Source organism: Vibrio nigripulchritudo, assembly GCF_027924785.1.
GTDB lineage: Bacteria > Pseudomonadota > Gammaproteobacteria > Enterobacterales > Vibrionaceae > Vibrio > Vibrio nigripulchritudo.
In genome coordinates this window covers 2108777-2134517 of the sequence record NZ_AP027049.1, presented here as the reverse complement: position 1 = coordinate 2134517, position 25741 = coordinate 2108777, and the positions used below count along the sequence as shown (strand labels likewise).

General features: G+C 43.9%; 21 protein-coding genes and 2 pseudogenes. 20 read left to right on the top strand and 3 right to left on the bottom strand.

Translation table 11 applies throughout. The annotated features are described in order from the left end of the window. Positions 1–4: 4 nt before the first annotated feature. The 15 genes and pseudogenes from tssB (at position 5) to QMG91_RS09750 (ending at position 19549) form a co-directional block, all read left to right on the top strand. Positions 5–526, top strand: a complete 522-nt coding sequence (gene tssB, locus QMG91_RS09820) for a type VI secretion system contractile sheath small subunit (protein WP_004408930.1) — start codon at positions 5–7, stop codon at positions 524–526. After that, positions 526–2019: a type VI secretion system contractile sheath large subunit gene (gene tssC / locus QMG91_RS09815; protein WP_022550486.1), complete on the top strand. Its 1494-nt coding sequence runs from the start codon at positions 526–528 to the stop codon at positions 2017–2019. The genes tssB and tssC (QMG91_RS09815) overlap by 1 nt, the downstream gene beginning before the upstream one ends. Positions 2020–2057: 38 nt before the next feature. Further along, the gene (tssC, locus tag QMG91_RS09810; RefSeq protein ID WP_022550487.1) at positions 2058–3563 is read left to right on the top strand and encodes a type VI secretion system contractile sheath large subunit; all 1506 of its coding nucleotides are present in this window, start codon (positions 2058–2060) and stop codon (positions 3561–3563) included. Between the two features lie 14 nt (positions 3564–3577). After that, a complete protein-coding gene (locus tag QMG91_RS09805; protein WP_281826137.1) occupies positions 3578–4381 on the top strand; it encodes a type VI secretion system accessory protein TagJ in 804 nt (267 codons plus the stop codon). 10 nt (positions 4382–4391) lie between these two features. Continuing rightward, the gene (gene tssE, locus QMG91_RS09800; RefSeq protein WP_022598883.1) at positions 4392–4874 is read left to right on the top strand and encodes a type VI secretion system baseplate subunit TssE; all 483 of its coding nucleotides are present in this window, start codon (positions 4392–4394) and stop codon (positions 4872–4874) included. After that, positions 4871–6694: a type VI secretion system baseplate subunit TssF gene (gene tssF, locus QMG91_RS09795; RefSeq protein WP_223096771.1), complete on the top strand. Its 1824-nt coding sequence runs from the start codon at positions 4871–4873 to the stop codon at positions 6692–6694. Before tssE ends, tssF begins: the two co-directional genes overlap by 4 nt. Next, positions 6691–7656 carry a type VI secretion system baseplate subunit TssG gene (gene tssG, locus QMG91_RS09790; RefSeq protein WP_281826132.1) on the top strand — a complete coding sequence of 322 codons (966 nt, stop codon included), beginning with the start codon at positions 6691–6693 and terminating at the stop codon, positions 7654–7656. Before tssF ends, tssG begins: the two co-directional genes overlap by 4 nt. 35 nt (positions 7657–7691) lie before the next feature. After that, on the top strand, positions 7692–10259 hold the full coding sequence (gene tssH / locus QMG91_RS09785) for a type VI secretion system ATPase TssH (RefSeq protein WP_281826130.1): 2568 nt from the start codon (positions 7692–7694) through the stop codon (positions 10257–10259). Between the two features lie 221 nt (positions 10260–10480). Beyond that, positions 10481–10960, top strand: a complete 480-nt coding sequence (locus QMG91_RS09780) for an Hcp family type VI secretion system effector (RefSeq protein ID WP_004408945.1) — start codon at positions 10481–10483, stop codon at positions 10958–10960. 56 nt (positions 10961–11016) lie between these two features. Continuing rightward, positions 11017–12829, top strand: a pseudogene (tssI, locus tag QMG91_RS09775) (type VI secretion system tip protein TssI/VgrG). A gap of 65 nt (positions 12830–12894) precedes the next feature. Continuing rightward, the gene (locus QMG91_RS09770) at positions 12895–13806 is read left to right on the top strand and encodes a hypothetical protein (RefSeq protein ID WP_281826123.1); all 912 of its coding nucleotides are present in this window, start codon (positions 12895–12897) and stop codon (positions 13804–13806) included. 15 nt (positions 13807–13821) lie between these two features. Next, complete coding sequence (locus QMG91_RS09765; RefSeq protein WP_281826121.1) at positions 13822–18372, top strand: RHS repeat-associated core domain-containing protein; 4551 nt, start codon at positions 13822–13824, stop codon at positions 18370–18372. 9 nt (positions 18373–18381) lie between these two features. Continuing rightward, a complete protein-coding gene (locus QMG91_RS09760) occupies positions 18382–18675 on the top strand; it encodes a hypothetical protein (protein WP_281826119.1) in 294 nt (97 codons plus the stop codon). A 59-nt stretch (positions 18676–18734) separates the two neighbouring features. Next, positions 18735–19109 (top strand): immunity protein Tsi6 family protein, encoded by a 375-nt coding sequence (locus QMG91_RS09755; protein ID WP_281826118.1) that lies wholly within the window; start codon positions 18735–18737, stop codon positions 19107–19109. Between the two features lie 146 nt (positions 19110–19255). Beyond that, on the top strand, positions 19256–19549 hold the full coding sequence (locus QMG91_RS09750; RefSeq protein ID WP_281826116.1) for a hypothetical protein: 294 nt from the start codon (positions 19256–19258) through the stop codon (positions 19547–19549). 154 nt (positions 19550–19703) lie between these two features. Here the strand turns inward: QMG91_RS09750 and nagE are convergent, their stop codons facing one another. Continuing rightward, positions 19704–21176 (bottom strand): N-acetylglucosamine-specific PTS transporter subunit IIBC, encoded by a 1473-nt coding sequence (gene nagE / locus QMG91_RS09745; RefSeq protein ID WP_281826114.1) that lies wholly within the window; start codon positions 21174–21176, stop codon positions 19704–19706. 253 nt (positions 21177–21429) lie between these two features. Here nagE and QMG91_RS09740 point away from each other — a divergent pair, with 253 nt between their 5' ends. After that, positions 21430–22050 carry a hypothetical protein gene (locus QMG91_RS09740; RefSeq protein WP_004408801.1) on the top strand — a complete coding sequence of 207 codons (621 nt, stop codon included), beginning with the start codon at positions 21430–21432 and terminating at the stop codon, positions 22048–22050. A gap of 30 nt (positions 22051–22080) precedes the next feature. Beyond that, positions 22081–22639, top strand: a pseudogene (locus QMG91_RS09735) (HAD family hydrolase). Here the strand turns inward: QMG91_RS09735 and QMG91_RS09730 are convergent. After that, positions 22613–23134 (bottom strand): DUF1772 domain-containing protein, encoded by a 522-nt coding sequence (locus QMG91_RS09730; protein ID WP_281826109.1) that lies wholly within the window; start codon positions 23132–23134, stop codon positions 22613–22615. The pseudogene QMG91_RS09735 and the gene QMG91_RS09730 overlap by 27 nt on opposite strands. A 65-nt stretch (positions 23135–23199) precedes the next feature. Next, the gene (locus QMG91_RS09725) at positions 23200–23778 is read right to left on the bottom strand and encodes a Crp/Fnr family transcriptional regulator (RefSeq protein WP_281826107.1); all 579 of its coding nucleotides are present in this window, start codon (positions 23776–23778) and stop codon (positions 23200–23202) included. Positions 23779–23919: 141 nt separating this feature from the next. On the opposite strand from QMG91_RS09725, the gene QMG91_RS09720 reads away from it, so the two are divergent. The 3 genes from QMG91_RS09720 (at position 23920) to QMG91_RS09710 (ending at position 25696) form a co-directional block, all read left to right on the top strand. Further along, positions 23920–24261, top strand: coding sequence for an ArsR/SmtB family transcription factor (locus QMG91_RS09720; RefSeq protein ID WP_281826105.1), 342 nt, complete (start codon positions 23920–23922; stop codon positions 24259–24261). Further along, positions 24254–24757, top strand: coding sequence for an SRPBCC family protein (locus QMG91_RS09715; RefSeq protein WP_281826103.1), 504 nt, complete (start codon positions 24254–24256; stop codon positions 24755–24757). Before QMG91_RS09720 ends, QMG91_RS09715 begins: the two co-directional genes overlap by 8 nt. 177 nt (positions 24758–24934) lie before the next feature. Continuing rightward, the gene (locus QMG91_RS09710) at positions 24935–25696 is read left to right on the top strand and encodes a potassium channel family protein (protein WP_281826101.1); all 762 of its coding nucleotides are present in this window, start codon (positions 24935–24937) and stop codon (positions 25694–25696) included. Positions 25697–25741: the final 45 nt, after the last annotated feature.

The following is a 25741-nucleotide window of genomic DNA, read 5'->3' as shown; positions in this document are numbered from 1 at the left end:
TCCTATGACGAGTATCCACTCGAAACTTTCACGAGTAAGGAAGCCTCGTGTTCATATTACGTATGACGTAGAAACTGAAAATGCTTCACTTAAAAAAGAACTGCCTTTTGTTCTTGGTGTAATGGGTGATTTTGCGGGACACAACACTGAAGCGCTAAAGCCGCTTAAAGACCGTCGCTTTATCCAGATTGATCGCGATAACTTTGACGACGTTCTAAAGAAAATGAGCCCGACTCTGTCGTTTAAAGTGGATAACAAACTGGCTGATGATGACTCAACGTTTACCGTTGATCTGCGCTTCAATTCCATGAAGGACTTCGAGCCAGCTTCCATCGTAAATCAGGTTGATCCTTTACGTAAACTTATGGAAACCCGTAACAAACTTCGTGACTTGATGACGAAAGTAGACCGTTCTGAAGAGCTGGAAGACGTTCTGGAGTCCGTACTGAATAACACAGACAACTTAGAGAAGTTGGCTGGTGAACTGAACCTCAATGAAGGTGATAAGAAGGAGGGAGATGAGTAATGAGTACTCAAACTGAACAGCAGTTAGACCCTACCGTTGGCGAACAGAGTGCTTCTTTTCTAGAGCAGGCGATCGGTGCGACAAAGCAGACTGAAGCTTCACGTGCGGAAGAGCTGATCAAAACGCTAACTGAAGAAGCGATGAAAGGTACGGTTACCTGGAACAAGAACTTGACCGTAACTTTCCGTGAAGCGATTGCAGCTCTAGATAGTCAAATTTCAAAGCAGCTGGCTGCGGTAATGCATCACCCTGAACTTCAGAAGCTTGAGGGTACTTGGCGTGGACTGCAATATCTGACTTCAAACTCAGAAACAAGCGCAACGCTAAAAATTCGTCTGATGAGTATGACGAAGAAAGAGCTTCATAAAGACTTGAGTAAAGCGGTTGAGTTTGACCAAAGCCAGATCTTTAAGAAAGTATACGAATCAGAGTTTGGTAGTGCTGGTGGTGAACCTTATGGTGCACTGATTGGTGACTACGAATTTACTAACCACCCAGAAGACATTGAGACTCTTGGTCTGATGTCTAACGTCGCAGCAGCGGGATTTGCTCCGTTCCTTTCAGCGGCATCTCCAGCGCTATTCGGGTTTGATGAGTGGACAGAACTTTCTAAACCACGTGATTTGGAAAAAGTATTTGAATCTCTGGAATACACGCAGTGGCGTTCTTTCCGTGAAAGTGCGGACTCTCGCTTTGTTTCTCTTACTATGCCAAAAGTGCTTGCTCGTTTGCCATACGGTGAAGCAACAGCTCCGGTTGAAGAATTTGGCTATGAAGAGTTTGAAGTTGACCCAGTATCTGGCATTGCGATCAACGCAAACCACAATGATTACTGCTGGATGAACTCGTCTTACGTGATGGGTGCAAAACTGACCGATGCATTCGCTAAATATGGCTTTTGTACCGCTATCCGTGGTGCTGAAGGCGGTGGTCGCGTAGAAAACTTACCAACGCACTTCTTCCAGAGTGACGATGGTGACCCGGATATGAAATGTCCAACTGAAATCGGCATTACTGACCGTCGTGAAGCAGAGCTGAGTAAATTGGGCTTCTTGCCTCTTTGTCACTACAAAAACACCAACTACGCGGTGTTCTTTGGTGCTCAGACGTGTCAGAAGCCAGCTAAGTACGACAGCCCTGAAGCCACGGCAAACGCGGCAATTTCTGCACGTCTTCCATACATGATGGCGACTTCGCGTTTTGCTCATTATCTGAAGGTTATGGCACGTGACAAGATCGGTAGCTTCATGGAAGCAGAAGACGTTGAGTCATGGCTAAACCGTTGGATCCTGTCTTACGTTAACGCATCAGAAGGTGGCGGTCAGGAAATCCGTGCTAAGTACCCTCTGGCTGATGCAAAAGTACAGGTTAAAGAAATTCCTGGAAGCCCAGGTGCATACAATGCTGTAGCGTGGTTGAAACCATGGCTACAAATGGAAGAACTGACTACGTCTCTTCGTCTTGTTGCGAAGATCCCTGAGTCAGGCGGTTAATAGGATAGACGGCTGACCCTCGGGTCAGCCATATCATCATGACAGAATTTCATTTTGTAGAACCAGAGCTGTTGATTCACGATGTGCAGACACCCCAAGACCCAACCTTGGATGCCATCTGGCTTGACCGTTTTCTTGACTTACAGTCCGATTCACAATCTCTGAAATATTGGTGCGACGCAAACAACATTCGCAGTGTTGAAGAGATGCATCAAAGTTTACTGAGTGTTATTGATCTGATTGATGAGCAATTGAACGAGCAGATAAACGCGATTCTTCATCACGAGGAGTTCCAGGCTTTTGAAGCGGGTTGGCGTGGCGTCGAATATCTGGTGAATCAAAAAGACAGTTTTGGTTCCGAGCAAAGCTCCAAGATAAAGATTTTATCGTGCAGCTGGGAAGAGCTCAGACGGGATAGTCAGCGAGCTATCGAGTTTGACCAAAGTGGTCTGTTCAAACTTGTCTACCAAAATGAATTTTCTACTCCCGGAGGGGAGCCATTTGGTCTGATTGTGGGGAACTATTGCATCTCTCATCAAGCAGGAACAAACAAGCTTGACAGAGACATGACACTGGTTCGGAAGATCAGCCAGACAGCGGCAGCAGCATTCTGCCCGGTTTTGATTTCAGCAACTCCTAGTTTATTCGGAGTTGATGCGTTTTCAGAATTGGCGACGATATTGGATGTGCATGCGCAATTTGACCAAATGGAATATAAGAACTGGCAGGCAGTCCGTGACAGTGAAGATGCCAAATTCGTCGCGGTTACGGTGCCTTACGTTCTTATGCGTCAGCCGTACAAATACGATGGCAGTCGACTAGATGCTTTTGCGTTTAAAGAAAAGGTGACCAATTCAGAAAGCGATATGCTGTGGGGCAGCGCTTCGTTTTGTTTTGCCGCCACAGTGTTAAGAGCCTACAGCGAATCGGGATGGTTTGCCCATATCAGGGGATTGAAAGCAGGAAGCTACGGACAGGGAGTGATACTTCCACCTGTAGGTAGCCAGATGCAATTCCCGGGTAAAGCGAAAAGACACCGTTCCCCAGTGAATTATCAAATCTCTGAATCAAGAGAGTTGGCGCTATCAGACTGTGGATTTATTCCGCTTTCACCGGTATCAGACAGCCCACTGATTGCCTTTACTTCTAACTCTTCATTGCACAAGCCAAAAGTGTATGAAGAAAAGGGAATTACGGTGAACTCAAGGCTGTCTTCGATGTTGCAATACACATTGTGTGTCGCGCGCATTGCTCACTACATCAAGGTAATGGGACGCGACAAAGTGGGCAGCTATCAAAATGCAGCGAGTATTGAGGGCGATTTCCAACGTTGGTTACATCAGTACACCACTGCGTCAGATGAAGCTTCAGATGAGTTGAGGGCTAAGTACCCGCTCAACGAAGCAAAAATTCAGGTTAAAGAAAAACAAGGCAGTCCTGGGCACTACTACTCGATCATTCATTTGAGACCACATTTCCAACTCGATCAGATGGTTTCAAGTGTCAGATTAATCACCGAGCTTGCTCCGGACAAAACGATATAAATAAGGAAAGTCTCATGTCAGATTGGCAGCAATTAGTACGTCAAGCAAAATTGCAGGAAACACTGGATTCGGTCATCCAGTCAATCAAGTCAAACCCAAAAGATGCCGCTCTCAGAAGCTATTTTATTGAGCTGCTTTGTATTGACGGGCAGTTAGAACGAGCTGACGAACAACTGATGCAGGCGACAAAACTCTTCCCGGAATTCCTGGCTGGTGCAAGCCAGATTCGCCATCTTGTAAAAGCCGCGCAAGCGCGAGTTGATTTTGTGCAAGGTGGAGCCACAGCAAACTTTTTAGGTTCCAATGAACAGCAGTACGCCACATTGACCCAATTGAATCTTGCTATTCACGAGGGGAATGAAGAAGAAGTAGAACGTCTGAGTGAAGAACTTGAGTCTTTGAGACCAGAAACGACACTGACCATTAACGGTACTGAGTATCCGGATGTGCGTGATATCGATGATTCATTAAACGGCTTTATCGAACTCTATAGCTCTACAGGTAACTACTATCTGGCACCACTTGATCAGGTTGAATACCTGAACATTAAACCTGCCAGCAACTTGTTGGAAACCATCTGGAGACCAGTCGAGTTCTCTATTAAAGGCATCACGGAAGGTGAAGCTCATATACCTCTGACATATTCTCGTAGCGACAGAGACGCGAACAAGCTAGGTAAAGAGACGGATTGGCACCCTGTAGTTGAAGACAAGGTGTTTGTCGGTCATGGACAAAAAGTCTGGCTAGCGGGTGAAAGTGCACTGCCATTAGCCACCATCGAAAATATCGAGAAAGAAAAGCAAGAAGCTGAAGCGTAGTAGATAGCGGATGGAAAATAGATCCCATGTTGGCAATGACGTTTCTTTGCTAGACAAGCTTATCGATTTAGACCCGAGTACGACTGTTGATACTCAGTTTCCACTGAGTAATCAACAGGTAGTGAAAGGACTGATAAGAGACGTAGAAGCGTTGCTCAATACTCGTCTGAGTTGGGTAAAAGTTGATAACGACTTACCAGAGTTACGGCAGTCACTTTTAACTTATGGCTTGCCAGATTTTTCTTCGATGCCTTTCAGTAGCAAGGATGGGCAGCAGCACCTGTGCAGAATTGTGAGAGAAACAATCTTAGAGTTTGAACCTCGGTTCAAGGAAGTTCTTGTTGCGATTATTGAAGACAAAGAGCAGCTAGACAGGATTTTACGACTGCGGATTAATGCCGTCTATGAGTTAGGTAAAAAGCACCATGAACTGGTGTTAGATTCCGAAGTAGAACCGGTAAGTTTAGGAATAACGGTGAGTGAATCGGCATGAGTGATGAATTCTTAAAGTATTACAACCGTGAGCTCGCGTATTTACGACACAAAGGTCAAGAGTTTGGTGCAACGTATCCGAAAATCGCGGCACGGCTGAAATTGAGCGAGGAACAGGTTGAAGATCCTCACGTTGCCAGAATCATGGAAGGCTGCGCTTTTCTTACTGCACAGATTCGTCAGAGTCTGGATAACAGTTTCCCTCAATTGACGGAAGCACTTATAGGTCAGTTATTTCCCGACTTCCACGCTCCGATCCCATCGATGAGTGTGGTTAAAATTGACAGCGATGAGTCGGCGACATCTAAGGTAACAGTAAAGAAAGGTGAGTCGGTTACTTTTGATGCCCCTGGGTTTAAGTCTTGTCAGTTCAGAACATGTTATGAAACCGACGTACTCCCATTAAATATCAGTGAAGCGTCGTTTGAAAATGCACCTTTTAGAGGGCAGTTGCTCGATATTGAAAAAGAGGCTAAATCGGTACTCAAACTCACTCTGAAAGGGGCGAGTAAAGAAATTGAGATCAATGGGCTGAACTTTGACTCTCTGCGCCTGTTCTTTAACGGGCAACCTCAGGTCACTTACAAATTACTTCAGTTCTTCCTTCAGTCAGCCATCGGTATGGCTGTCGTTGTGGATGATGAAACTCGGCGTCAGTTAACTCCACGCCATATTAAACCTGTGGGTTACGAGGCAGAACACTCCGTTGTTCCTTACAGCAAAAGAAGTTTTGTTGGTAGCCGCTTGTTGGTTGAATACTTCCTGTTCCCAGAAAAGTTTCTGTTTGCCGATTTGCTTAACCTGGAATCCGCTTGGTTTGGCGATCAAGACGAAGCTGAATTCTGGATTTATTTTGATCAAAGTTGTGACTGGCTTGAGAAGCAGGTGACAAAAGACACCGTTCTTCTTGGCTGCACACCGGTGATAAACATGTTCAGCCACGCGATGGAGCCAACTCGAATTGTAGCATCGGAATACGAGTTCCCGCTTTATCCAGAGCACCTCGAACCCGACACAACCGAAGTGATTGGTATTCAGGAGATAGGTGTTCGTAGCTGGCAGATGAAATATCAGAGCCTGCCGCCGTTTTACGCAGGGGAACATACAAACTACCTTTCTGAACACGAAATTTACTGGACGATGCGCCGTGAAGACAAAAGCTGGGCTGGTGGGTTTGATGAGCCTGGACGAGATGTCTATGTTTCATTTGTCGATAAAGAACACAAACTGTTTACACCCGACAGCAAAGACAATTGGGTGATGTCAGCTCAGGCATGGTGTTGTAACCGGAACCTGCCTAAGAAGCTTCCTTTTGGTGGTGGAATGCCCAACGTCAACTTACCGGATGTAAAAGATAACTTCGACAGCACCAAATGTCTGGTCGCACCAACAGAAACGATTCGTCCGTCCATGGATGCAAGTTCCCGCTGGCAATTTGCCAAGCTACTGACTCTGTCTCATTTCTCTGGTTCTGATGGACTAAAAACGTTACGAGAAACTCTCAATCTCTATGCGTTCAAAGCGTCACCAGAATCTAAAGCTATGATTGACTCAATCGTATCTATGGACGCCAAGCCCGCAACTGGGCGAGTGAATCAGAAAGGGCGAGTGGGTTTCTGCCATGGCACCGAAATTACACTTGAAGTTTCTGACAGTGCTCAATCTGAAGAGCAAATCTTCTTCCTGGGCAATGTATTGTCGACGTTCTTCGCACAGTACGCCGAGATCAATACATTTACCAAGCTCTGTATTCGTTTAAAGAGTTCAGGAGACGTTTTCCATCGTTGGCCTGCTTTGTGCGGTGACAAGGTGTTGCTATGAAGCAAGAAAAGTTTCTGGAAAGCCTTGATAAAGAAAAACTGTTCGAATCGCTTCATTTGATTGAGCAATTTCTTCTGAAATCAGAGTCGAATTTAGGAACGGATCATCTTCCAAGTCAGGAAAATATCGAACTCAAAGTTGCGCAGCAATTGGGTTATGAGATTGGAGAATTCACCAAAATAAAGCCTAAGCACAATCAGAGTTTGATTGTAATGACCAATCTGATTGGGCTGACAGGAGAAAATGGTGTTCTTCCCAAGCATTATAGTGAGTTGATCCTACAAAGGTTGAAAGCGGATGATCCTACGCTTCAGGATTTTCTGGACATTTTCAACCACCGAATCTTGTCACTTTTCTACCGAACATGGCAAAACTTTCAGCCAACAGTTCAGCATCGAAGAGTATCCCAGAATACGTTCTCACCTTGGGATCAGGTGTTGACGTCCCTTACTGGCAACCTTGGTGACAGGGCTATCCATTGGGGCGGACTTTTTGGCAAACCAGTCAAAAGCCGGGGTGCCATCCAGGCTTGCCTGGAATCCCTTTCCGGTTGTGAAGTCGAAATTCATGACTTTAAAGGGAAGTGGATGCAGCTAACCGATGATGAGCAAACACGTTTGTGTTCGAAGAAGATGCCAGAAGGGCAGTTTTCCGAACTTGGACGGGGGGCGAGTCTGGGGCAAAAGGCCTGGAACGTAAATGCCGGATTTACCGTTGAATTCACCGCAAAAGGGCAGGACCAAGTACACGGCATGATGCCCAAAGGTGAGCGAATCACAGAAATAAAAGCGCTTTGTCAGGATTTACTGGGCGAAACCGCATCAATTGAATGGACTCTGACTGCTGAATATAAGCATTTGCCCAAAGTGCAACTCAAACAAGGTGGGGGCAGGCTAGCGCTTGGTAGCGTACTCGCTCCACACAAACGATCTGAAAACAACACTATCACTATCCGAATTTAAGCAACATCAGTTAGGCGATACATAAGGAAATATCCATGACATCACTATCTTTAGCTGCACTAGTGGAGAGGCTAACTCCAGATGCAAAAGCATCACTAGAGCAGGCAGCGGCACTGGCGAGTAGCCGAACTCACCACAGTATTGAAATGACCCACTGGTTAATCACTATCTTGCAACAGCAAGGTACGGTAATTCAGACTGTGTCTGAAGAGTTTGGATTGAATGTCTTCAAGCTTGAAGATGATATTCAAAACAGCTTAGAGAAACTGAAAACAGGCTGCCAGACTGTACCAGGCTTGTCAGCGCATACAGTGACTATTCTGAAGAGTGCTTGGATGGTGTCCAGCATCGAGTTCTCAGATGAGCAGATTGATGTAATTCACCTGTTATATGCGCTGTTAAACGATGATACGTTGTTTGCTGTTACCTCTGCCTTTGGTCAGGAGCTCGATAAAATTAGCCCCGAAACTTTGCTGCATTTCTGGCACAGCGCCGATCGCAAGACGCAGCAAGCTGCGCCAGCGCAAAAAGCGTCGACTAAGGCACTTGACCAGTTCACCATTGACCTGACAGATCAAGCAAAGGCAGGTGAAATCGATCCAGTTGTAGGTCGAGATAATGAGATTCGCCTGATGATCGACATCTTGCTAAGACGTCGTCAGAACAACCCGATTCTGACAGGCGAAGCAGGTGTAGGTAAAACAGCTGTAGTTGAAGGTTTGGCGTTAAAAGTGGTTCAGGGAGATGTACCACCTGCGCTACAAGGGGTTTCAATTAAGTCTCTGGATCTGGCTTTGCTTCAGGCAGGTGCAGGCATGAAAGGTGAATTTGAAAACCGACTTAAGTCTGTAGTCAAAGAAGTGAACGATTCGCCTACACCTATCATTATGTTTATAGACGAAGCACATGGCTTAATCGGAAGTGGTGGTCAGGCAGGGCAAAGTGATGCTGCAAATATTCTCAAACCAGCCTTAGCTCGTGGAGAGCTACGTACTATTGCCGCGACTACATGGGCCGAATACAAAAAATACGTAGAGAAAGATGCCGCTTTAACTCGTCGGTTCCAGGTTGTTCAAGTTGAAGAACCAGCTCCAGAACTCGCAGTGGAAATGCTCCGTGGGTTAGTTCCTGTAATGGAAGGTCACCACGGTGTCCACATTACCAATGAAGCATTAAAAGCCGCTGTTTATCTGTCAGACCGATACATTCATGGTCGCCAACTTCCGGACAAAGCCGTGTCTGTATTAGATACAGCCTGTTCTCGTGTAGCGCTTAGCCAGTCGGCAATGCCTGGGCAGCTAGAAGCTCTTGAAAAAACGCTCGAACAAAAAGTTGCTCAAATTGAGCAGTTAGAAAAAGAGCAGGCTCTAGGTCATTCGCATACTGATGTACTTGCTGATTTAAGCAGTGAGAGTGATGAGTTGAAAGCGGAGATTTCTGAGCTGAAATCAGTTTGGGAAAAAGAATCTGAGTTAGTCAGCCAGTCTAAGCAACTAAAAACAGAAGTTCTGGAAGACAAAGTCGAAGGTGCCTTAGAAAAGCTAGTTGAAGTCGAAGCGACATTAGCTGAAAACAAGACGCCGCTTGTATTCTCACACGTTAATGAGGCGTTAGTTTCTGAAATTGTATCAGACTGGACAGGTATTCCACTTGGCAAACTTCAGAATGATGAGATCAACAGTCTTCTGACATTAAAAGAGAAGCTTTGCGAAAGGGTAGTCGGTCAAGATCATGCTTTGCATACTATGTCTGAAGTCATCAAGACTGCTCGCGCCCAGCTTAATGAAGAAACCAAGCCTAATGGTATTTTCTTCCTGACCGGACCGAGTGGTGTCGGTAAGACGGAATCTGCACTGGCAATCGCAGAGCAGGTTTATGGCAGCGAAGATAACGTAACGGTTATCAACATGTCGGAATTTAAAGAGGAACACAAAGTTTCTCTGCTTCTCGGTTCCCCTCCAGGCTACGTGGGTTACGGTGAAGGTGGTGTTCTGACTGAGGCTGTCAGAAGGAAGCCATACAGCGTTATTTTGCTTGATGAGATGGAAAAAGCTCACCCTGGGGTTCAGGACGTGTTCTATCAAGTCTTTGATAAAGGAACCATAAAAGATGGTGAAGGGCGCGACATTGATTTTCGCAACACCATTATCATCATGACTTCGAACGCTGGTACTGATACCACCATGGAGCTGTTCCAGGATCCTGAGCTTGCACCAGATATTGATGGGTTGAGAACCGCTTTGCGTGATGACTTGCTAGCAAGCTTCAAACCTGCATTCCTCGGCCGAGTTAATGTGATTCCATATGTGCCTCTAAATCGTGATGTTCTGACTGAAATCGCGAAAATACAGCTGAACAAAATTGGTAAGCGCCTGGCAGCTAATTACAGCGCAGAGTTTGAATATTCTGATGAGCTCGTAGGTGCACTTATCGACAATTGTAATGAAGAGGGTAGTGGCGCTCGAGCAATACAGACAATTATTCAAAATAGCCTACTACCTAAGATTTCAGATGAGGTGCTTATCGCTATATCGGAAGATAAATCTATTAATAAATTAGTTATTAAAGGCGAGCTGAATAATATATCCATCAATATTAAATAACTCATTTGTCATTAAATGGAATTAAATGCGGTGCAATTCAAATTAAGTGTTTTTTCCTTAATTTAAGCTATTAAAATGATTGAATATAAGTTATAAAAACGCATATTTAATTAGTCGTAAATGACTTAATTATAATTAACTTTCCAATGCAAATTTCTGTATTGGGATAATTCCTTGCTCATTAAATTGAGTTGAAATAATCAATGCTATAGGAGATTAGCATGCAGTCAAATACATACCTTAAATACGCTGATATTAAAGGTGAAGCTACTGCTGAGCAGTACAAGGATCTGATCACTCTACTTTCTGTTGATTGGAGCGTTGGTCGTGAAATTACTTCTTACACTGGTACAGCACAAGACCGTGAAGCAAGTTCTACTCGTCTTTACGACTTGACTATTACTAAACTTCAAGACCGTGCTTCTCCAGACCTGTTCAAAGAAGCGACTATCGGTAAAGGTAAGCCAGCTGTTTTCCACATCACTAAGCAAGGTGAAAAAGTGGAAGAAATCATGAAGATCGAACTAACTGATGCAATGATTTCTAACTACGCTGTGTCTATCCAAGACGACCGTCCAGTTGAAACAATCACTATTTCTTACACTGAAATGATGATGACTGTTACTCCAACTGACGACAAGAACAACACTGTTGCTCCTCTTGTTTACGGTTACAGCGGCGTTAAAGGTCAGCAAATGTAATTCATGTTGCGGGGCAGCGATGCCCCGCACTTGTTTCAATCAGTAAGAAGTTTGTAATGAAAAAAGCGACACAAAGTAATAACTTTATAAAGATCTCTACAGCATTTGGGTATGACTCCATTATTCTGAATAGCTTCCAATACTACGAAGGACTTTCAGAACTTTTCTCACTACAAGCTTTAGCCTATTTTAATGGCACTCAAGGGGATTTATCCCAAGTTATCGGCAAGCCAGCAGTTATTCTTATGGATAACAACGCACTTGTTACAGAAGACCCAAGGTATTTTCATGGTGTGGTTACCAATGCTCGTATTTTAGGCAGCCGAGTTACTTCTGGGCACGAAGGTGAAAATTATAAAGATATCGAACTTACAATTCGTCCAAGACTGGCACTTTGTGAGTTTCGGAAAAATAATCGAATTTTCCAAAATAAAGATGTAAAAGAAATAATTTCATTAATATTAGGCGAACATGCTGTAGAGTTTGCACTGAAATTAAATAAAACCTATCCAAAATATACATTCAAAGTTCAATATAACGAAAGTGATCTTGAATTTATTCTAAGACTTTTATCAGAAGAAGGTATTAGTTTTAGTTTTGTCCATGAAGAATCTGTACCACAAGCTAGAGTTATTTGATGATTTAAGTTTCTACCAACCTAGTACTGAAGCGGCTATTTCTCATAGCACTGGCAGTTCAGAATTCGCACATGTTTCTTCTTGGCAGGAAACCCAATCGATCACGACAAAAGCGAGTTGTTTGTCCGGCTTTGATATGTTGAAGCCGAATAGTCTTCCTAGTCATAACGTTCAGATGAAGCCTGCTTCTTACACACCTCCAATGAGTGAATACTACGAATACATGGGGGAAGAGGAAACTGGCGATAAGTATGCTTACAAGAACCAGCACATTCTCGAATCGCTTCAACGTGAAAGCCAAATTTTTTCAGGTACGGCAAGTTGTCGTACTTTTACCACGGGCCAAACGTTTAAGTTTGATGCCCATGAAGACAAGGCGTTTGTCGGCAAAGAATTTGTTCTGACCCATGTCTCTGTGAATGCTTCGGTGTTTAACCAGACAGGTAGTCATGGAAATGCAGGGCAGGGAGTAGAAGTACAATTCTACTGTATGGATGTGAAAAAGCTTTTCCGTCCACCGCTGCCTAAAGCGAAGCCTAGAATCCAAGGTATTCAGACCGCCATAGTAACGGGTCCGAGTGAAGGCGATATTCACGTTGATAAGCATGGTCGAATAAAGGTCCAGTTCCACTGGGATCGTGAAGGTAAACGAGACGCACAAAGCTCTTGCTGGATCCGTGTCGCGCAGCAGAGCGCGGGTAACGGATGGGGAAGTACTTTCCTTCCTCGTGTAGGGCAGGAAGTGATCGTCGAGTTTGTTAACGGCGATCCTGATCAACCGATTGTTATGGGTGTGCTTTACAACGGTGCTAATGCGACCCCATATGCTCTGCCCGACAAGAAAACGCAAAGTGGTATCAAGAGTCGCTCTGTAAAAGGAGGCGCTAGCAACTTTAATGAGGTGCGCTTTGAAGACAAGCCAGGAAAAGAGCTTTTGTATCTTCACGCAGAGAAAGACTATCAATCGGTTGTGGAAAACAACGCAGACATACTTGTTGAAAACGACAAAGTACAAACAGTCACCAACAATGAAGCACATAACGTCGGTAAGAATTTAAGTGTCGATGTTGGTGAAATTCTCTCTCTTACCGCAGGAAAAAGCATTGAACTAAAGGTTGGTGGCGCGTCCATCACTATGTCGAGCTCTGGTGAAATAAACATCAAAGGCAACCAAGTCGCCATAAACGGATCAGCGATAGATTTGAAAGCCGGAAAGATCGCTCTGAACTAAGTAGAAAACCTTATTTGGACGACAGAAAGTTCAATTTATTAGAAGTGCAATAAGTTGGAAGTTGAATGCCACTGACATTTGAACCACTGGTTCTCAAAGTTGGAAAACATGATTTGGTGGATGTTCTGAAAGGCGAGAGTGAATTCTCATCTGACTGGGAAGACTCGAAAGATTTTTGTGGTGTGGCTAACCGAATTATTAAAGGTCAATCTGAAAGTAAGATAGAACGCCTGCGCGACATCGCTAAACGGAATATCAATTACTTGGAGCAGAATAAAGAGTCTGCTCCTTGCGTCGTTTTGCTTCCTGAAAAAGAAAGTGGGGAAGATTACAGCGCGTTGTATACAGATTTAAAGCAGTACTTTGGTCCCCTGCAAAGCAGTGCACCAAAACTTATCTACCCCTTTGGCAGGGCGTCATTTCTGATGTCTTTTAAGAAGCTAAGCCGTTTGCTGGATGAGCACGAATCAGGAGTCTGGGTTTTAGGGATAGATACAGATGCAGCGTTCCTTAAAAAGGAGCAAGAAGAAGAGCCAAAAGAGGTGGCGTGCAACGACAGCTTTTTCTTAGTCAAAGTTAAGAAAAGTAAAAACGGCTTGAATTACGGTTGGGGGCTCATTGATGTATCTACTCTTGATAAGCAAGTTGGAGAAAGTACTCGCTTTATATTCAGAGCCAGTACGAAGCGAGCAAAGCAGCGTTATAGCCATCTCTCATTACCTTTTGCAGTTCCTAAAGATGCCGTATCTGACTGGAACAGCGAAATACACCATTTACATAAATATTTAAATGAAAACACAGAGTTCAAATTTCTCGAGACAACATTTGGTGATTTAGGCGCTAACAGTGGCTTATGGAAAGTGATTCACACTTCAAATGTGCAAGAGAAAGATCCTGTGGATGGCTTTTGTCATTTTCAAATGGACGTCTCTGATAACAATTTTAGAGCAGCCGCCTCATTTACATGGCAGTTATAAAGAGCTTAGGTATCAATGATTAGGGAAAATTTTAGCAATACAATCCAACGAGGAACTGAGAAATTTACATTCTCATCTCAGAATCAAGGGAAAGGTACAGCAAAGGTATTCCAGAGTGAAAACGAAGCCATCAACTTTGTTGCGCAGTTCTTTTCTCGTTCAGACTCTCAATCATTGCAATTACTAGGTGAACTGAACAATGTTTCCGGTTTCCAATCTCTTTCACCGTTAAAGCCTGAAGAGCGCCTGCCTGCTCAAGCAAAGCACCTGGGGAAATTGCTCTATCAACAGCAACTATTCTGTAGTGTTGAAGTGAGTGCACCACCCATTTCGTCATCTGTTCCCATTGAGTTGGAATACAGTGAACCAGAAGAAGAAAAACGACCTTCGGACGGCAAAGCTGAAGAGGAACAAAACGAGAACGCGACCAGTGATGAAGACACTCCTGTCAGTGCCAAAGAGCACGAAACTGGCGGTGACCCGGTTTCTATGGTTACTGGTGAAGAGCTTTTATCTCTGGATGACTTCACAAGTGCAAGTGGCTTGGTGTGGACTCGCCATTATCGCTCATCAAAGTGCGAGCAGTCTGTAGGATTAGGTCTGGGATGGCGACATTCGTTCCTTCAGGAATTCAGCGAGACACATGACGAAGAAGGTGAGGTTGCATCCTGGAAATTCGTCGATGACATGGGTGACGCCATTGAGTTTCCTCCCGTAGGAAAAGGCGCAACGAGCTACCAAATTAAAGCGGGTTCGTCTTGTCTGAACCACAAAAACGGATACCGAGTTATCACACTGCCAGACGGTAACCAATACAAGTTTCTCAAGCATCATGAAGACTGGAAACTCAGCCAGATAAGGGAAAATGCCCTTAAACAGATAGATCTGAGATACTCTTCAAACGGTCGCCTGATTGAAGTTCAGACAAACGGTGTGTCCGATTTATGTTGTCAGTACGACAAAGAAGGAAAGTTGGTTGGATTACGTTGCCCGCATACCGACAAGCTGGTCGTAGAGTATGATATAGACGAATACGATCACTTGATTGGTGCGTCTGATCAACATGGTCTGCAAGAGAAGTATACCTACACAGACAGCGCACTATTACTGACCCGCCAACGACCTTCCGGATTTACCCACTACTTCGAATGGGAGGGAGAGGGAGCAAAAGCCAAATGTGTACGTAACTTTGGTGATGAAGGCATCTATGATTACCGATTTGAATTTGGTGAAACGGAATCCAGCTATCAGGACACCTTAGGTCATACTTGGCAGTTTAAACACGATGGCAATGGGAAGCTGCTAGAAAAAGTAAGCCCCGAAGGGCGAAAAAGTGTTTGGGAATACGACGAGCTCGGAAGACTTTCAAAGGAAAGCGAACCCAACGGCACTTACAAGAAACGTTACTACAACGAGTTTGGACAGTTAGTTGCAATGCAACACAGCAGTGGTGCAAAGACAGAATACCAATATGACTCATATGGTGTGTTGTCAGCGGTGATTCATCCCGATGGCGAAGTCAGTAAAAGAGAAGTCAACAGTTTAGGTCAGCTCATCTGGAGCCAAAACCCCAGTCAGGTCTCGACACAATACCAATACGATAAGAAAGGACGTTTGATTGAAACAGCAAGTTCTCAAGGCCCTCTCAAACGCTGGTGGTGGGGAGAAGACAACCGAATCCAAGGTATTCAGATTAACCACTCGCTGATTCGGTACAGCTACAATGCAGAAAATCGAGTCAACGGCTTGGCTTATCCTGATGGCATGTATGTGACTCTGGAGCACAACGCTCACGGTCAGTTGACTCGTCAACGAACATTTCACGATTTTGACAAAAGTGTATCGCGAGAACATACCTACGATTATGACGACGCAGGCAGAATCACTTCGATAACCACACCGAATGGTTCAACCAAATTTGAGTGGGGGACGCTGAATCAACCTGATAGCCTCATCAAACAGGATGGCAGTGGGCTCTCATTTGAATACGATGCCGAGAGAAACCTCACCGCCATCAATCGAAGTGACAACGCCAGTTATCAGCTTTCTCTTTCTCCTGATGGTCAACTAATAGAAACCAAGGGATTCGATGGTGTTCAAAACCAATACGCTTACGATGACAATGGTCAGATAAATGCTGTTATCTCTGGTCAGCGAGCCATTCATGTTGAATACAATCAACATGGAGATATGGCATCCATCAGCGCCAGAAACGAAGGCTATTTCAACGAATCTCATTTTCAACATAGTTTTGGTGGCAAACTGCTGACGGCGAGTAACAGCAGCCGAGCGATAAAGAATCAGTTTGATCCCCATGGTTTGTTAACTGAGGAATGGCAGTCAAATTACCTCATTCAAAACCAGTACAACCATCAAAAGCTTTGCGAAAAGAAGACGCTACCCAACGGGGATGAGCTGCACTTTGATTACAGCGAATTTGGTGAGCTGACTGGCATCACCTACCAGTCTCAATCAAAGCTAGAGCAAAGCCCTGCTAAGGTCACCATTGACTACGATAATATGGCTAGGGTTCAGACCCTACAATATGGGAATGCTCAGTCCGAGCTTCGTACTTACGATGGACTTGGAAGACTGAAACAGCAGGACTGGGGGACACGAAATCGTCACTATCGCTACGATGTTTCTGATAACTTAGCAAGCAGCATCGACAGCGAGTTAGGTCATCATCATTATCACTACGATGCGCTATCACAACTGACTCGGGTGAAAACGCCTGACGATGTGTTTAAATATCGATTCGATAGCTTTGGCAACCCAGAAAGCGAAGAATCGGTCGTAGAGCATGACCGTCTTATTGAGCATGGTGGATTGCGTTATCAATACGACGACCAGGGTAATCAGATTCGAGTCTCGGGTGGAGATTCCCTGCAGCGACGCGAATTCAACGCATTGAATCAACTTGTGATGGTGAATCACAACGGGAAGCTCGCGCACTATGAATATGATGCTTTGGGAAGGCGAAGCAAAAAAACAACAGAAAGCGGTACAACCGAGTTTATCTGGCAAGGTAGTCAACTCATTGGTGAAGTCAGCGCGAATCATTACCGCTGGTATGTATATCTTCCCAAGTCCCATGCACCTTTGATGCTGATCGAAAATGGTCTGTGTTTCTTCTACCAGAATGACCACTTGGGTACACCCATAAGGCTGGTAGATACCTCTGGCAACGTAGTTTGGCAAGCGTCTCACGACCCACTTGGGCAAGCCAGCATAGACATTGAAGACGTCAGAAACCCTCTTCGTTTCCAAGGGCAATACTTCGATGAAGAATCAGGCTTACATTACAATCTGGCGAGATATTACGACCCTTACTCTGGTCGCTTTATCCAACCAGATCCAATCGGCTTGCTAGGCGGTATTAACCATTACCAATACGCCCCGAACCCGGTTATGTGGATTGATCCATCAGGTTTATGCTGTGAGCAGCCTGATACTGCCGTGAAAGCTGGGGATACGGATTCGCAGCCAGAAAAGCGAGTCGTCTATGCTATGGGATCGGGGAACCTTCTATCTACGGCAAATGTGAATTCGCCAACATACCCACTACATCCCCAATCAGCAGGAACCAATATTGGTGGCAAGTATGTCGAAGGAGCGGCTGAATTACTGGTATCAGGAGTCTATAACACCGCAGTGGATGCAGTTGCTGGTCTGGCAGGTTTAGCACCATTAGCGATCGGTGACTTAGAAACCTCTGTAAACTGGATTGAAGGCATACAAGATACGCTAAGTTACACACCTAACACTGAAGGTGCAAAAATGATAGGGGAGCACCTATCAGATTATGTGCAAGCGTATGAGAGCACGATGGAAAGTGCAGGAGACGCAGTTTTAGACGCTACTGGTTCACCACTTGCAGCAACACTCACTCATAAATCAGTGGAGATTGTTGGGACGTTGGTTGGTGGCCGAACTGTCATGAAGTCACTTAAGAAAGTTCCTAATACAAGTATTGAATCGTTGCCCATTCGAGAGCAAGTAAAACTCCTCTCTGAACATGAACAAAATCTTGTGAACAACTTCGAAGCCGGATTTAAACCAAATGGAGTTACTAAGGAAAAAGCATTGGATTTTATATTCAACACTGAGACTGGGAAAGAGCAGCTAAGAATGGCAAAATTAGGCGATCCTAGTGCAGATTCAGCAACTATCCTTGATCGTGTACTCGAACAGGTTCAATCTGGCGTCGATGTTCCTGTGAAGAGAGAAATTAGTACACCTTTAGTAAAAATTGTACCTGAGGCTAGAACGGATGCCGGATATGGTCCATTCTTTACTACTCCTGAGCAGTTAGACATCGCACTAAATAGTGGAAGACCTCTATCGGATGTGTTTGGTTTACCTGGGGGAAGTGATTCAAAGCAGTTTAGAGTGTTTCAAATTGAGCCCAAAGGTGTCGCAACTGTCTTTGAATCTACTATAGCACCGACATCGGAACTTGGTGGAAAGCTGAAAACAAACGGTGGCTTACAACAATTTTTAGCTACGAATAGGAAACAATTTGATGAGCCTGTTGAACTAGGGATAATTAGTGACAATTTTTAAGGAATTAGAATGAATAGCTTGAAGCGCCTGGCGATTGCTCTGGAAAAGTCTTTGAACAAATATGCTCCCCATGATCAGAATGTAAGAAGTTTATCAAATTCGATAGCTAATCTGATTGAAAGAGCCAAAAATGGGGAAGATATTGATAAAAACGAGTTTGTTCCCGGAAGATATTTATTTTCAGAAAAAGGACTATCAAAATATAGAGATTTAGAGAGTGCATATTCTCAGTTTTCTATTTTCATTGCATCAGGTAGCGATGAAGAATACAAGAGATTGTTGGATTTGGTAGATAAGGCATGAAGCAGCCGAGTTGTAGCGCGTAATCTCTTGCTTTCAAGATTAGATGCGAGTTTGAGTGGTTGAAAATTGATCAGGGTGCTCAATCTACATTATTACATTTATTGGTCGCAAATTGTTTGGAAAGCGCTGATGATTTTACCTTTACAATTCTTGTGTGCATGGATAAGAAAGAAATACTGCAAAATGCCAAGAAGCTGTCCGAGAATAGGCTTCAATCAGCTCCAGACTTTAAAGCTTTTCAATCGATAGATAATCAGTTGCAGTATTTGCAAGATCTTGTATCAGGAAAGATCACCGATAGAAGTAAAATAAAGGAAATTAACGTTGGACTTTATGCCATTAGAGAGTTTGAAGAATCTGACCCTGAGTTTTCTAGCTATTTGAAGAAAGTCCAATATATCGCTGAGCGTATTAGGAAAGGTTTGAAAGTATAAACTTCTCTATCTAAATCAAATGAGTAGTGATACTTCAGCTAACATAGGCTATTGTTCTATCTGTTTATTCAATAGATTTCGTATAAAATTTATCGACCGGGGTATATCTGTACTTGTAGGTGCAGTGTCGAACTACTGAATATTAAATGAACCAAATTGCAATTCAAAATAAAGCAAAAGTACTATGGAGATTGTTAAAGAAATACTCCGAACATGACGATTTAGCTATGCAAGCATTCCATACGTTAAAATCTATTTTAGAAAAAGCTCAAGCAGGAGAGATAACTTCGCCTTTGAAATGGGATGAAATTCCTTGTGGATATATGTTTGTTGAAAAAGGGCTTGGAAAGTATAGAGATCTTGAAAGTGCCTATGCTGATTTCAAAGTAGAAGTAACGGATAGTAATGACGCTCTCCTCGATATAATTAGCAAGCTTTAACTTTATATTAGTTCCAATTAGATCTGACAGTTAACCACTTTTCGACTAGCGTCTGTTGGTTTGCATATGAGCTAGAATTTTGTCTTTGCAGGATATAAAAAGACCGGTAATAAACGCCGGCCTTTTTACTTACCACATCAGCACATAGCCTCACCTAAGTAACAACCTCAGTCAGTGTTTCTGTTCTTGGAATCTGTTTCATTTCATGAGCGATTTGCTCGGCCTCTGTTCCAACGATGACTTGTAAATTGCTGGTTCCAATTCTTACTACACCCATAGCACCAATATTTTTCAGGGTGGTTTCGTCTGCCAGATCACGGTTCTTGAGTGTCAGTCTTAATCGAGTGATACAAGAATCAATGCTAGTAAGGTTTTCATGTCCCCCCAGCGCTTTCAGGTAAAGCTTTGCTTTTTCACCGATTTCAACTGTTTCTGAATCGCCTTCTACAAGTGCTTCGCGTCCAGGTGTTTTTAAATCAAACTTCACAATGGCAAAGCGGAAGATACTGTAGTAAATGGCGGAGAAGCATAACCCTTGCAGGATTAACATATAAGGCTTAACAGCAAGTGGCAGGTTGAATGACAGAGCAAAATCGATAAGGCCGCCGCTGAAGGTAAAACCCGCTATCCACTGCATGCTTGCGGCGATGTACATTGATAGCGCAGTTAAAATAGCGTGAATGACATAAAGAACAGGTGCGACGAACATAAAGGCGAATTCAATCGGTTCTGTAACGCCTGTTAGAATCGCAGTAAATGCAGAAGCTCCTAAAATTCCACCTACCTTTTTCTTGTTTTCCGGTTTTGCGCAATGGTACATAGCCAAGCATGCGGCAGGAAGCCCGTATCCCATAACTGGGAAGAACCCGGCTTGGTAAATACCTGTTACGCCTAGCTCGCCGGTCCCCGACCAGAACTTCGAAATATCACTGATTCCAACCAGATCGAATATAAATACCTGATTCAGAGCATGGTGGAGCCCAACAGGGATCAGCAGACGGTTAAAGAAACCGTATAAACCCGCTCCCGTCGCGCCAAGCTCTGAAATTGCGATACCGAAGTTAACAAGCGAACCGTACACCACCGGCCAGACATATACCATCACAAGGCTAATTAAGATCGCTGCAAATGACGTGACTATAGGGACGAAGCGTCGCCCTCCAAAAAAGCCAAGCACTGCAGGAAGCTGAATGTTGTGGAATCGGTTGTAAAGCGTTGCAGCCACAATACCAATCAAAATACCTGTGAATGCACTAACGGCTGCACCTGAAGCGATGACCTGAGCCTGAGACATGTCTTCCACCGGAACACCGGTTATTTGAGATATAACGGCAACGTTCCCGACAATCATCTCGATAATCAGAAGACCCAAAAGACCCGATAATGCGGCAGCGCCGTTGTTATCTTTTGCCAAACCATACGCGACGCCAACCGCGAACAGCCACGCCTGATTATCCATTATCCCTTTTCCACCAAACACTAAGATGGTTGCTAAAGCACTATTAGCGCCCCAACCAGCAGGGTCAATGGCGTAGCCTAAACCCAGCATCAATCCACCAGCCGGTAAAACGGCGATGGGGACCATCAATGCCTTACCTATTTTTTGTAAGTACCCGAGAATAATCACGTTATTTCCTCTTTAGTTATCAATAGTTACCGAGAGTCTCATCTCAGCATTTCCTGAGAAAAATACTAAAGAGTGCAGAATTAAGACGCTTTTTCTGTTGAGTTAACTTTTGTTCACATTCCTTATTTAGGCTGTTTTATGTGACACAAGCTGTATCAGTAAGCAGATTGTGTGACGCGAACGCGCGAGCATCTATCATCCTCTGCTGACCGATGCTATCTTTTTGATAAAGCGAACTATAAGGAACATCAAAATGGATTTTGATTGGGTAGAGTGGTTTGGTTATCTGGCATCTCTGGTGGTGCTGGTTTCATTAACAATGACGTCGATCATTAAGCTAAGAGTGATCAACTTCATTGGTTGTCTATTGTTTGCAGCTTTCGCTTATTTTATTGATTCCTATCCCACCATGTTTATGAACCTCGGTATTGCGGGAATCAATGTCTATTACCTCTGGAATATCTACAGTACCAAAGAGCGCTTCAAGCTTATCACCGCCTCGGTAAAATCAGAGTATTTCGACCACTTTGTGTCTACCAATCAAAATGATATTGAACGGCAAGTTAAGGTTGATGAACTTAAAGATGCAGGTACGGCTTTCTATATGCTTCGCAACAACAGTATTGCAGGTGTTTTGGTGGGCAACATAAGCGAAGCAGGAACGTTTCGTATCTTGCTGGACTACGTAACCCCTGAATTTCGCGACATGAAGTTGGCGCAGTTTTATTACCAGTCTCATCCGGAATTCATGAAGGAGAGGGGGGTTAAGTTGCTAGAAGCACACGCCAAAACGGCTGAGCATCACGAATACCTGACAAAAGTTGGGTTTACTCGTTCAGACAAAGACAATACTATCTATATCAAGAATTTATAAACTCAATCCCCCAGAGGGAGGTACAACGTTATGGCTATAAAGAACATTATTTTTGATGTCGGGAACGTCATTGTGAAGTGGTCACCTACCGATATCATAGCTCGCACATTCAATCTGTCTGGTGATGAGTGTCAGGCGATGGCAAACACAATTTTCCAACATCAAATATGGCTGGATATCAATAAAGGGAAAATCAGCGAGCTAGAAGCGAAACTCGCTTATCAGGAGCAACTCCAGCTTACTCCCAGGCACTTTCGATATGATGAAAGAATTGAAAGAGAAAGGGTACGCACTGTATGGTTTAACGGACAATGTGAACGAGATAGTGTCGCACCTCAAAACCACTTACGATTTTTGGCCGCTATTTGATGGTGCGATTGTGTCGGCTGAATGGTCGGTACTCAAACCAGACCCGAAAATCTATCAGCTAGTGAACGACAAATGTGGCATTCGATCAGAGGAATCTGTTTTTCTGGACGATATGCCACACAATATTGAAGGCGCTAAAAAGCACGGATTTGAAGCCTTTCAGTTTACAACTGCAAAACAAGCTCGTGAGGACTTAAGAAGTCTGGGAGTGACAATCTAACTCTTCTTGAGCATGACGGGCTTTCTCTGGTGAAGAGAAGCTCAACAGAGCTAGCGATGAAAGGAAAGTCGCCATGCTGATTCCCACTCGAAATAGATTTGCTGAGTTCCAGTTATCTCTCACTTCCTTCCAATCCAAAGGTACAGCCGACGGATCCCATGACTCAGTGTAATAGTTAAGTGGTAAGTTAATGAACTTAGTAAACATGATGATTCCCAGAAAATAAACCATCGCTACAAGTATCCAGTAGATACCTTCTCTTTTTGAGGATTGAAAAGTCGCGACTCCGGTTATGGCTGGCAAAAGTCCCGCACCAAAAAAGCAGATAAAAAATCCTGAGTGTCTGACATGAATGTTGAAGAGGGATTGAACCGTCGCATAAGTCTCGCCATCAACCTCCATCATGGCGTAGTTAACGTTGAAGCTATAGGTTGCAAAGAAACCCGCCATTAAACCAAGTAGTAAAGTCGAAATCCCTCGAAGCGCCACTTTCATGTTTGTCTCCGTTCATGTATTTGAAGTTTTAAATAGCATGAAAGGAATAAATTCGACTGTACTTATCATTTGGTAAGTTGGATGGATTTTTTTATTCGTGAAAACGACTCAGCTGTCACGCCCAGGTAGCTGGCAATGTGTTTGTCGGGGATCTCTCTGAATTCTGGTGTCGTTGATAAAAGCTTTAGATATCTTTCACTTGCGGTGAGTTGTAGCCAGTCTTTCTCTCGGCTGAACTTATCTTCCAGTACTCGCTCCATCCAGAGTAAGGCGAAATCATTCCAGTCGTCTGAATGCTGAAAGCAACGCTGAAAGTCATCAAATTTCCATGACCAGCCATGGGTGGTCTCAATCGATTCAATGAAAAATCCAGCTTCGCTGGTGCGTAAAGAAGGGGTGATCGGCCAGAGTATAGAACCTTGCAGAAAAAACGACTTGTTGTGTTCACGCCCTTCAATATCAAGGTAATACATCCGTACTAAGCCTGATTCAATCAAAAATACGGTCGTCCACGGTTGGTTTGAATGAAGAAGAACAGTCTGTGGCTCAAACGAAACGCATTTAGCGGATGCAGACAAAGCATTCTTTGTGCCTTCGTCAAGAAGGGCAAAATGATTGGAGTTGTCGATAATGTCAAAACTCATAAGAGTAAGCTGTTCTATTCATTATTTTCTGATAAATCATTGTTGGAAAGTTTCCAGCGAGCGATTAGTCGTTTCTGTCTCTTTTTTAAGAAACCAAATAATTGGGGTTTACATATTCCTATATTGGAATATATTGATTGTATGGCTAGAACAAAAACCACCTATGACCCGTTTAATGCAATCGCAGAACCTAAAAGGCGAGAACTTTTAGAGAAGCTTGCAGGGAAAGAAATGACTGTGACTGAACTGGTAGATTTGCTGGGTTGGAATCAACCCGCAGTATCTAAGCATTTGGGTGTTCTTAAAGCAGTCGACTTGGTCCATGAACGTAAGGAAGGGCGGTTTAGAGCATACAGCGTCAACGGTGAACAACTTAAATTGATCCAAAACTGGGTAATTCAATTTGAGCAATACTGGACCCATACTTTAGACAGTTTGGGAGATTACCTTCAAGACATTCAACAAGGGGACAAGGATGAATGATCAAATCGTAGAACCGACCATTCTAACTCGTGAATACGACGCACCAATTCAACTGGTGTTTGAAGCATGGACGAAAGTAGAGCACCTCTCTAAATGGATGGTGCCTATGCCGGGAGTATCCTGTGAATTTACGAAAGCCGATATCAAAGCGGGTGGTGAATCACTGCATAAAATGACCATGCCAAATGGGTTCGAAATGTGGCTGTATTCTAAATACCTGGAGATTGTGGAGCCACACACAGTTGTATTTGTACAATCTGTTTCGAACGAGCAAGGGGAAATATTGCCCAGCCCTCAAATGCCTAACTGGCCAAAAGAAATGAAAACCACGGTGAAACTGGAAGAGTATGGCAGTAAAACCAAGCTTCAACTGATTTGGGAGCCAGTGAATGCGTCTTCTGAAGAAGTTGCCGCTTTCGATTCTTCTCGTGAGCAACACGGAGCCGGTTGGGGCTCTGGCCTCGAAAGTCTTGAGAAATATCTGTCCGAGGTCTAAGTTATTACATCTAAGGTTTGTTGGCAGCTCGTCGTGTGCAATTCAATCACGAAGAGCTGCCTTCCAATTCTTGTTTCTCTTGTTTAATTTGAGGCATTCTCTTAATCACAATTGACGAATGGCAACACGGAACTTAAGGTGGAGCCATAATAATATCAATACAGTGAGTCTCAGACCATGATCGACGAACAGCGAGAGAGCTTAGGACCTTTTCAGATATTCGTTCTTTTTCTTTCTCTCTTTGTGCTTATTTCAGTATTACTGCAACTGACTATTCCGCTTCCTGAAGACATCAACGCCATACTCAGGCTATCCGATCAGTTTATCTGCTTTTTCTTTTTCATAGATTTTTTTATTCAGCTTAAAAACGCACCAGACCGTTGGCGTTATTTCCGAACCTGGGGATGGATAGATCTGATTTCATCGATGCCCTTTGGCTTTTATCCGCAGTTTGCGCGGATAGTGCGGATCATTCGTCTGATTCGCGTAATTCGGTCAGTTCGGACACTTGTTAAAGTGTTCATGCGTAACAAAGTAAAGAGCTCATTTTCTTTTGTCGTATTCGTGTCCATTCTTATGCTCACGGTGGGGGCTATCGCGTTACTACTCCTTGAGCAAGGAGTAGAAGATGCAAACATTCACAACGCAACAGACGCATTCTGGTGGGCTTTTGTAACGATTACGACGGTGGGTTACGGCGATTATTATCCCGTCACGGTAGAGGGAAGGTTTGTTGCAGCAATCTTGATGACAACGGGTGTTGGTTTGTTCGGTACGTTTACCGGGTTCGTTGCCTCCTGGTTTTTGGAGGACGACAAAGAAGATCAAGGTAAGCACATCATGGCAAACCTTAAAGATGAAGTTGTAGAACTGAGGCAAGAGGTTCAGGATTTAAAAATATTGCTGAGAGATTTAGCACAAAAGAAAGACCCCGACTAAGGGGTCAGTCAGGCTGAGCTTAAAGCGGCTTTAAACAAAGCTTAA

Excerpts from the sequence above, each read along its gene's own strand:
- tssB (WP_004408930.1), top strand. The coding sequence starts at position 5 with ATGACGAGTATCCACTCGAAACTTTCACGAGTAAGGAAGCCTCGTGTT.
- tssC (WP_022550486.1), top strand. The coding sequence starts at position 526 with ATGAGTACTCAAACTGAACAGCAGTTAGACCCTACCGTTGGCGAACAG.
- tssC (WP_022550487.1), top strand. The coding sequence starts at position 2,058 with ATGACAGAATTTCATTTTGTAGAACCAGAGCTGTTGATTCACGATGTG.
- QMG91_RS09805 (WP_281826137.1), top strand. The coding sequence starts at position 3,578 with ATGTCAGATTGGCAGCAATTAGTACGTCAAGCAAAATTGCAGGAAACA.
- tssE (WP_022598883.1), top strand. The coding sequence starts at position 4,392 with ATGGAAAATAGATCCCATGTTGGCAATGACGTTTCTTTGCTAGACAAG.
- tssF (WP_223096771.1), top strand. The coding sequence starts at position 4,871 with ATGAGTGATGAATTCTTAAAGTATTACAACCGTGAGCTCGCGTATTTA.
- tssG (WP_281826132.1), top strand. The coding sequence starts at position 6,691 with ATGAAGCAAGAAAAGTTTCTGGAAAGCCTTGATAAAGAAAAACTGTTC.
- tssH (WP_281826130.1), top strand. The coding sequence starts at position 7,692 with ATGACATCACTATCTTTAGCTGCACTAGTGGAGAGGCTAACTCCAGAT.
- QMG91_RS09780 (WP_004408945.1), top strand. The coding sequence starts at position 10,481 with ATGCAGTCAAATACATACCTTAAATACGCTGATATTAAAGGTGAAGCT.
- QMG91_RS09770 (WP_281826123.1), top strand. The coding sequence starts at position 12,895 with ATGCCACTGACATTTGAACCACTGGTTCTCAAAGTTGGAAAACATGAT.
- QMG91_RS09765 (WP_281826121.1), top strand. The coding sequence starts at position 13,822 with ATGATTAGGGAAAATTTTAGCAATACAATCCAACGAGGAACTGAGAAA.
- QMG91_RS09760 (WP_281826119.1), top strand. The coding sequence starts at position 18,382 with ATGAATAGCTTGAAGCGCCTGGCGATTGCTCTGGAAAAGTCTTTGAAC.
- QMG91_RS09750 (WP_281826116.1), top strand. The coding sequence starts at position 19,256 with ATGAACCAAATTGCAATTCAAAATAAAGCAAAAGTACTATGGAGATTG.
- QMG91_RS09740 (WP_004408801.1), top strand. The coding sequence starts at position 21,430 with ATGGATTTTGATTGGGTAGAGTGGTTTGGTTATCTGGCATCTCTGGTG.
- QMG91_RS09730 (WP_281826109.1), bottom strand. The coding sequence starts at position 23,134 with ATGAAAGTGGCGCTTCGAGGGATTTCGACTTTACTACTTGGTTTAATG.
- QMG91_RS09725 (WP_281826107.1), bottom strand. The coding sequence starts at position 23,778 with ATGAGTTTTGACATTATCGACAACTCCAATCATTTTGCCCTTCTTGAC.
- QMG91_RS09720 (WP_281826105.1), top strand. The coding sequence starts at position 23,920 with ATGGCTAGAACAAAAACCACCTATGACCCGTTTAATGCAATCGCAGAA.
- QMG91_RS09715 (WP_281826103.1), top strand. The coding sequence starts at position 24,254 with ATGAATGATCAAATCGTAGAACCGACCATTCTAACTCGTGAATACGAC.
- QMG91_RS09710 (WP_281826101.1), top strand. The coding sequence starts at position 24,935 with ATGATCGACGAACAGCGAGAGAGCTTAGGACCTTTTCAGATATTCGTT.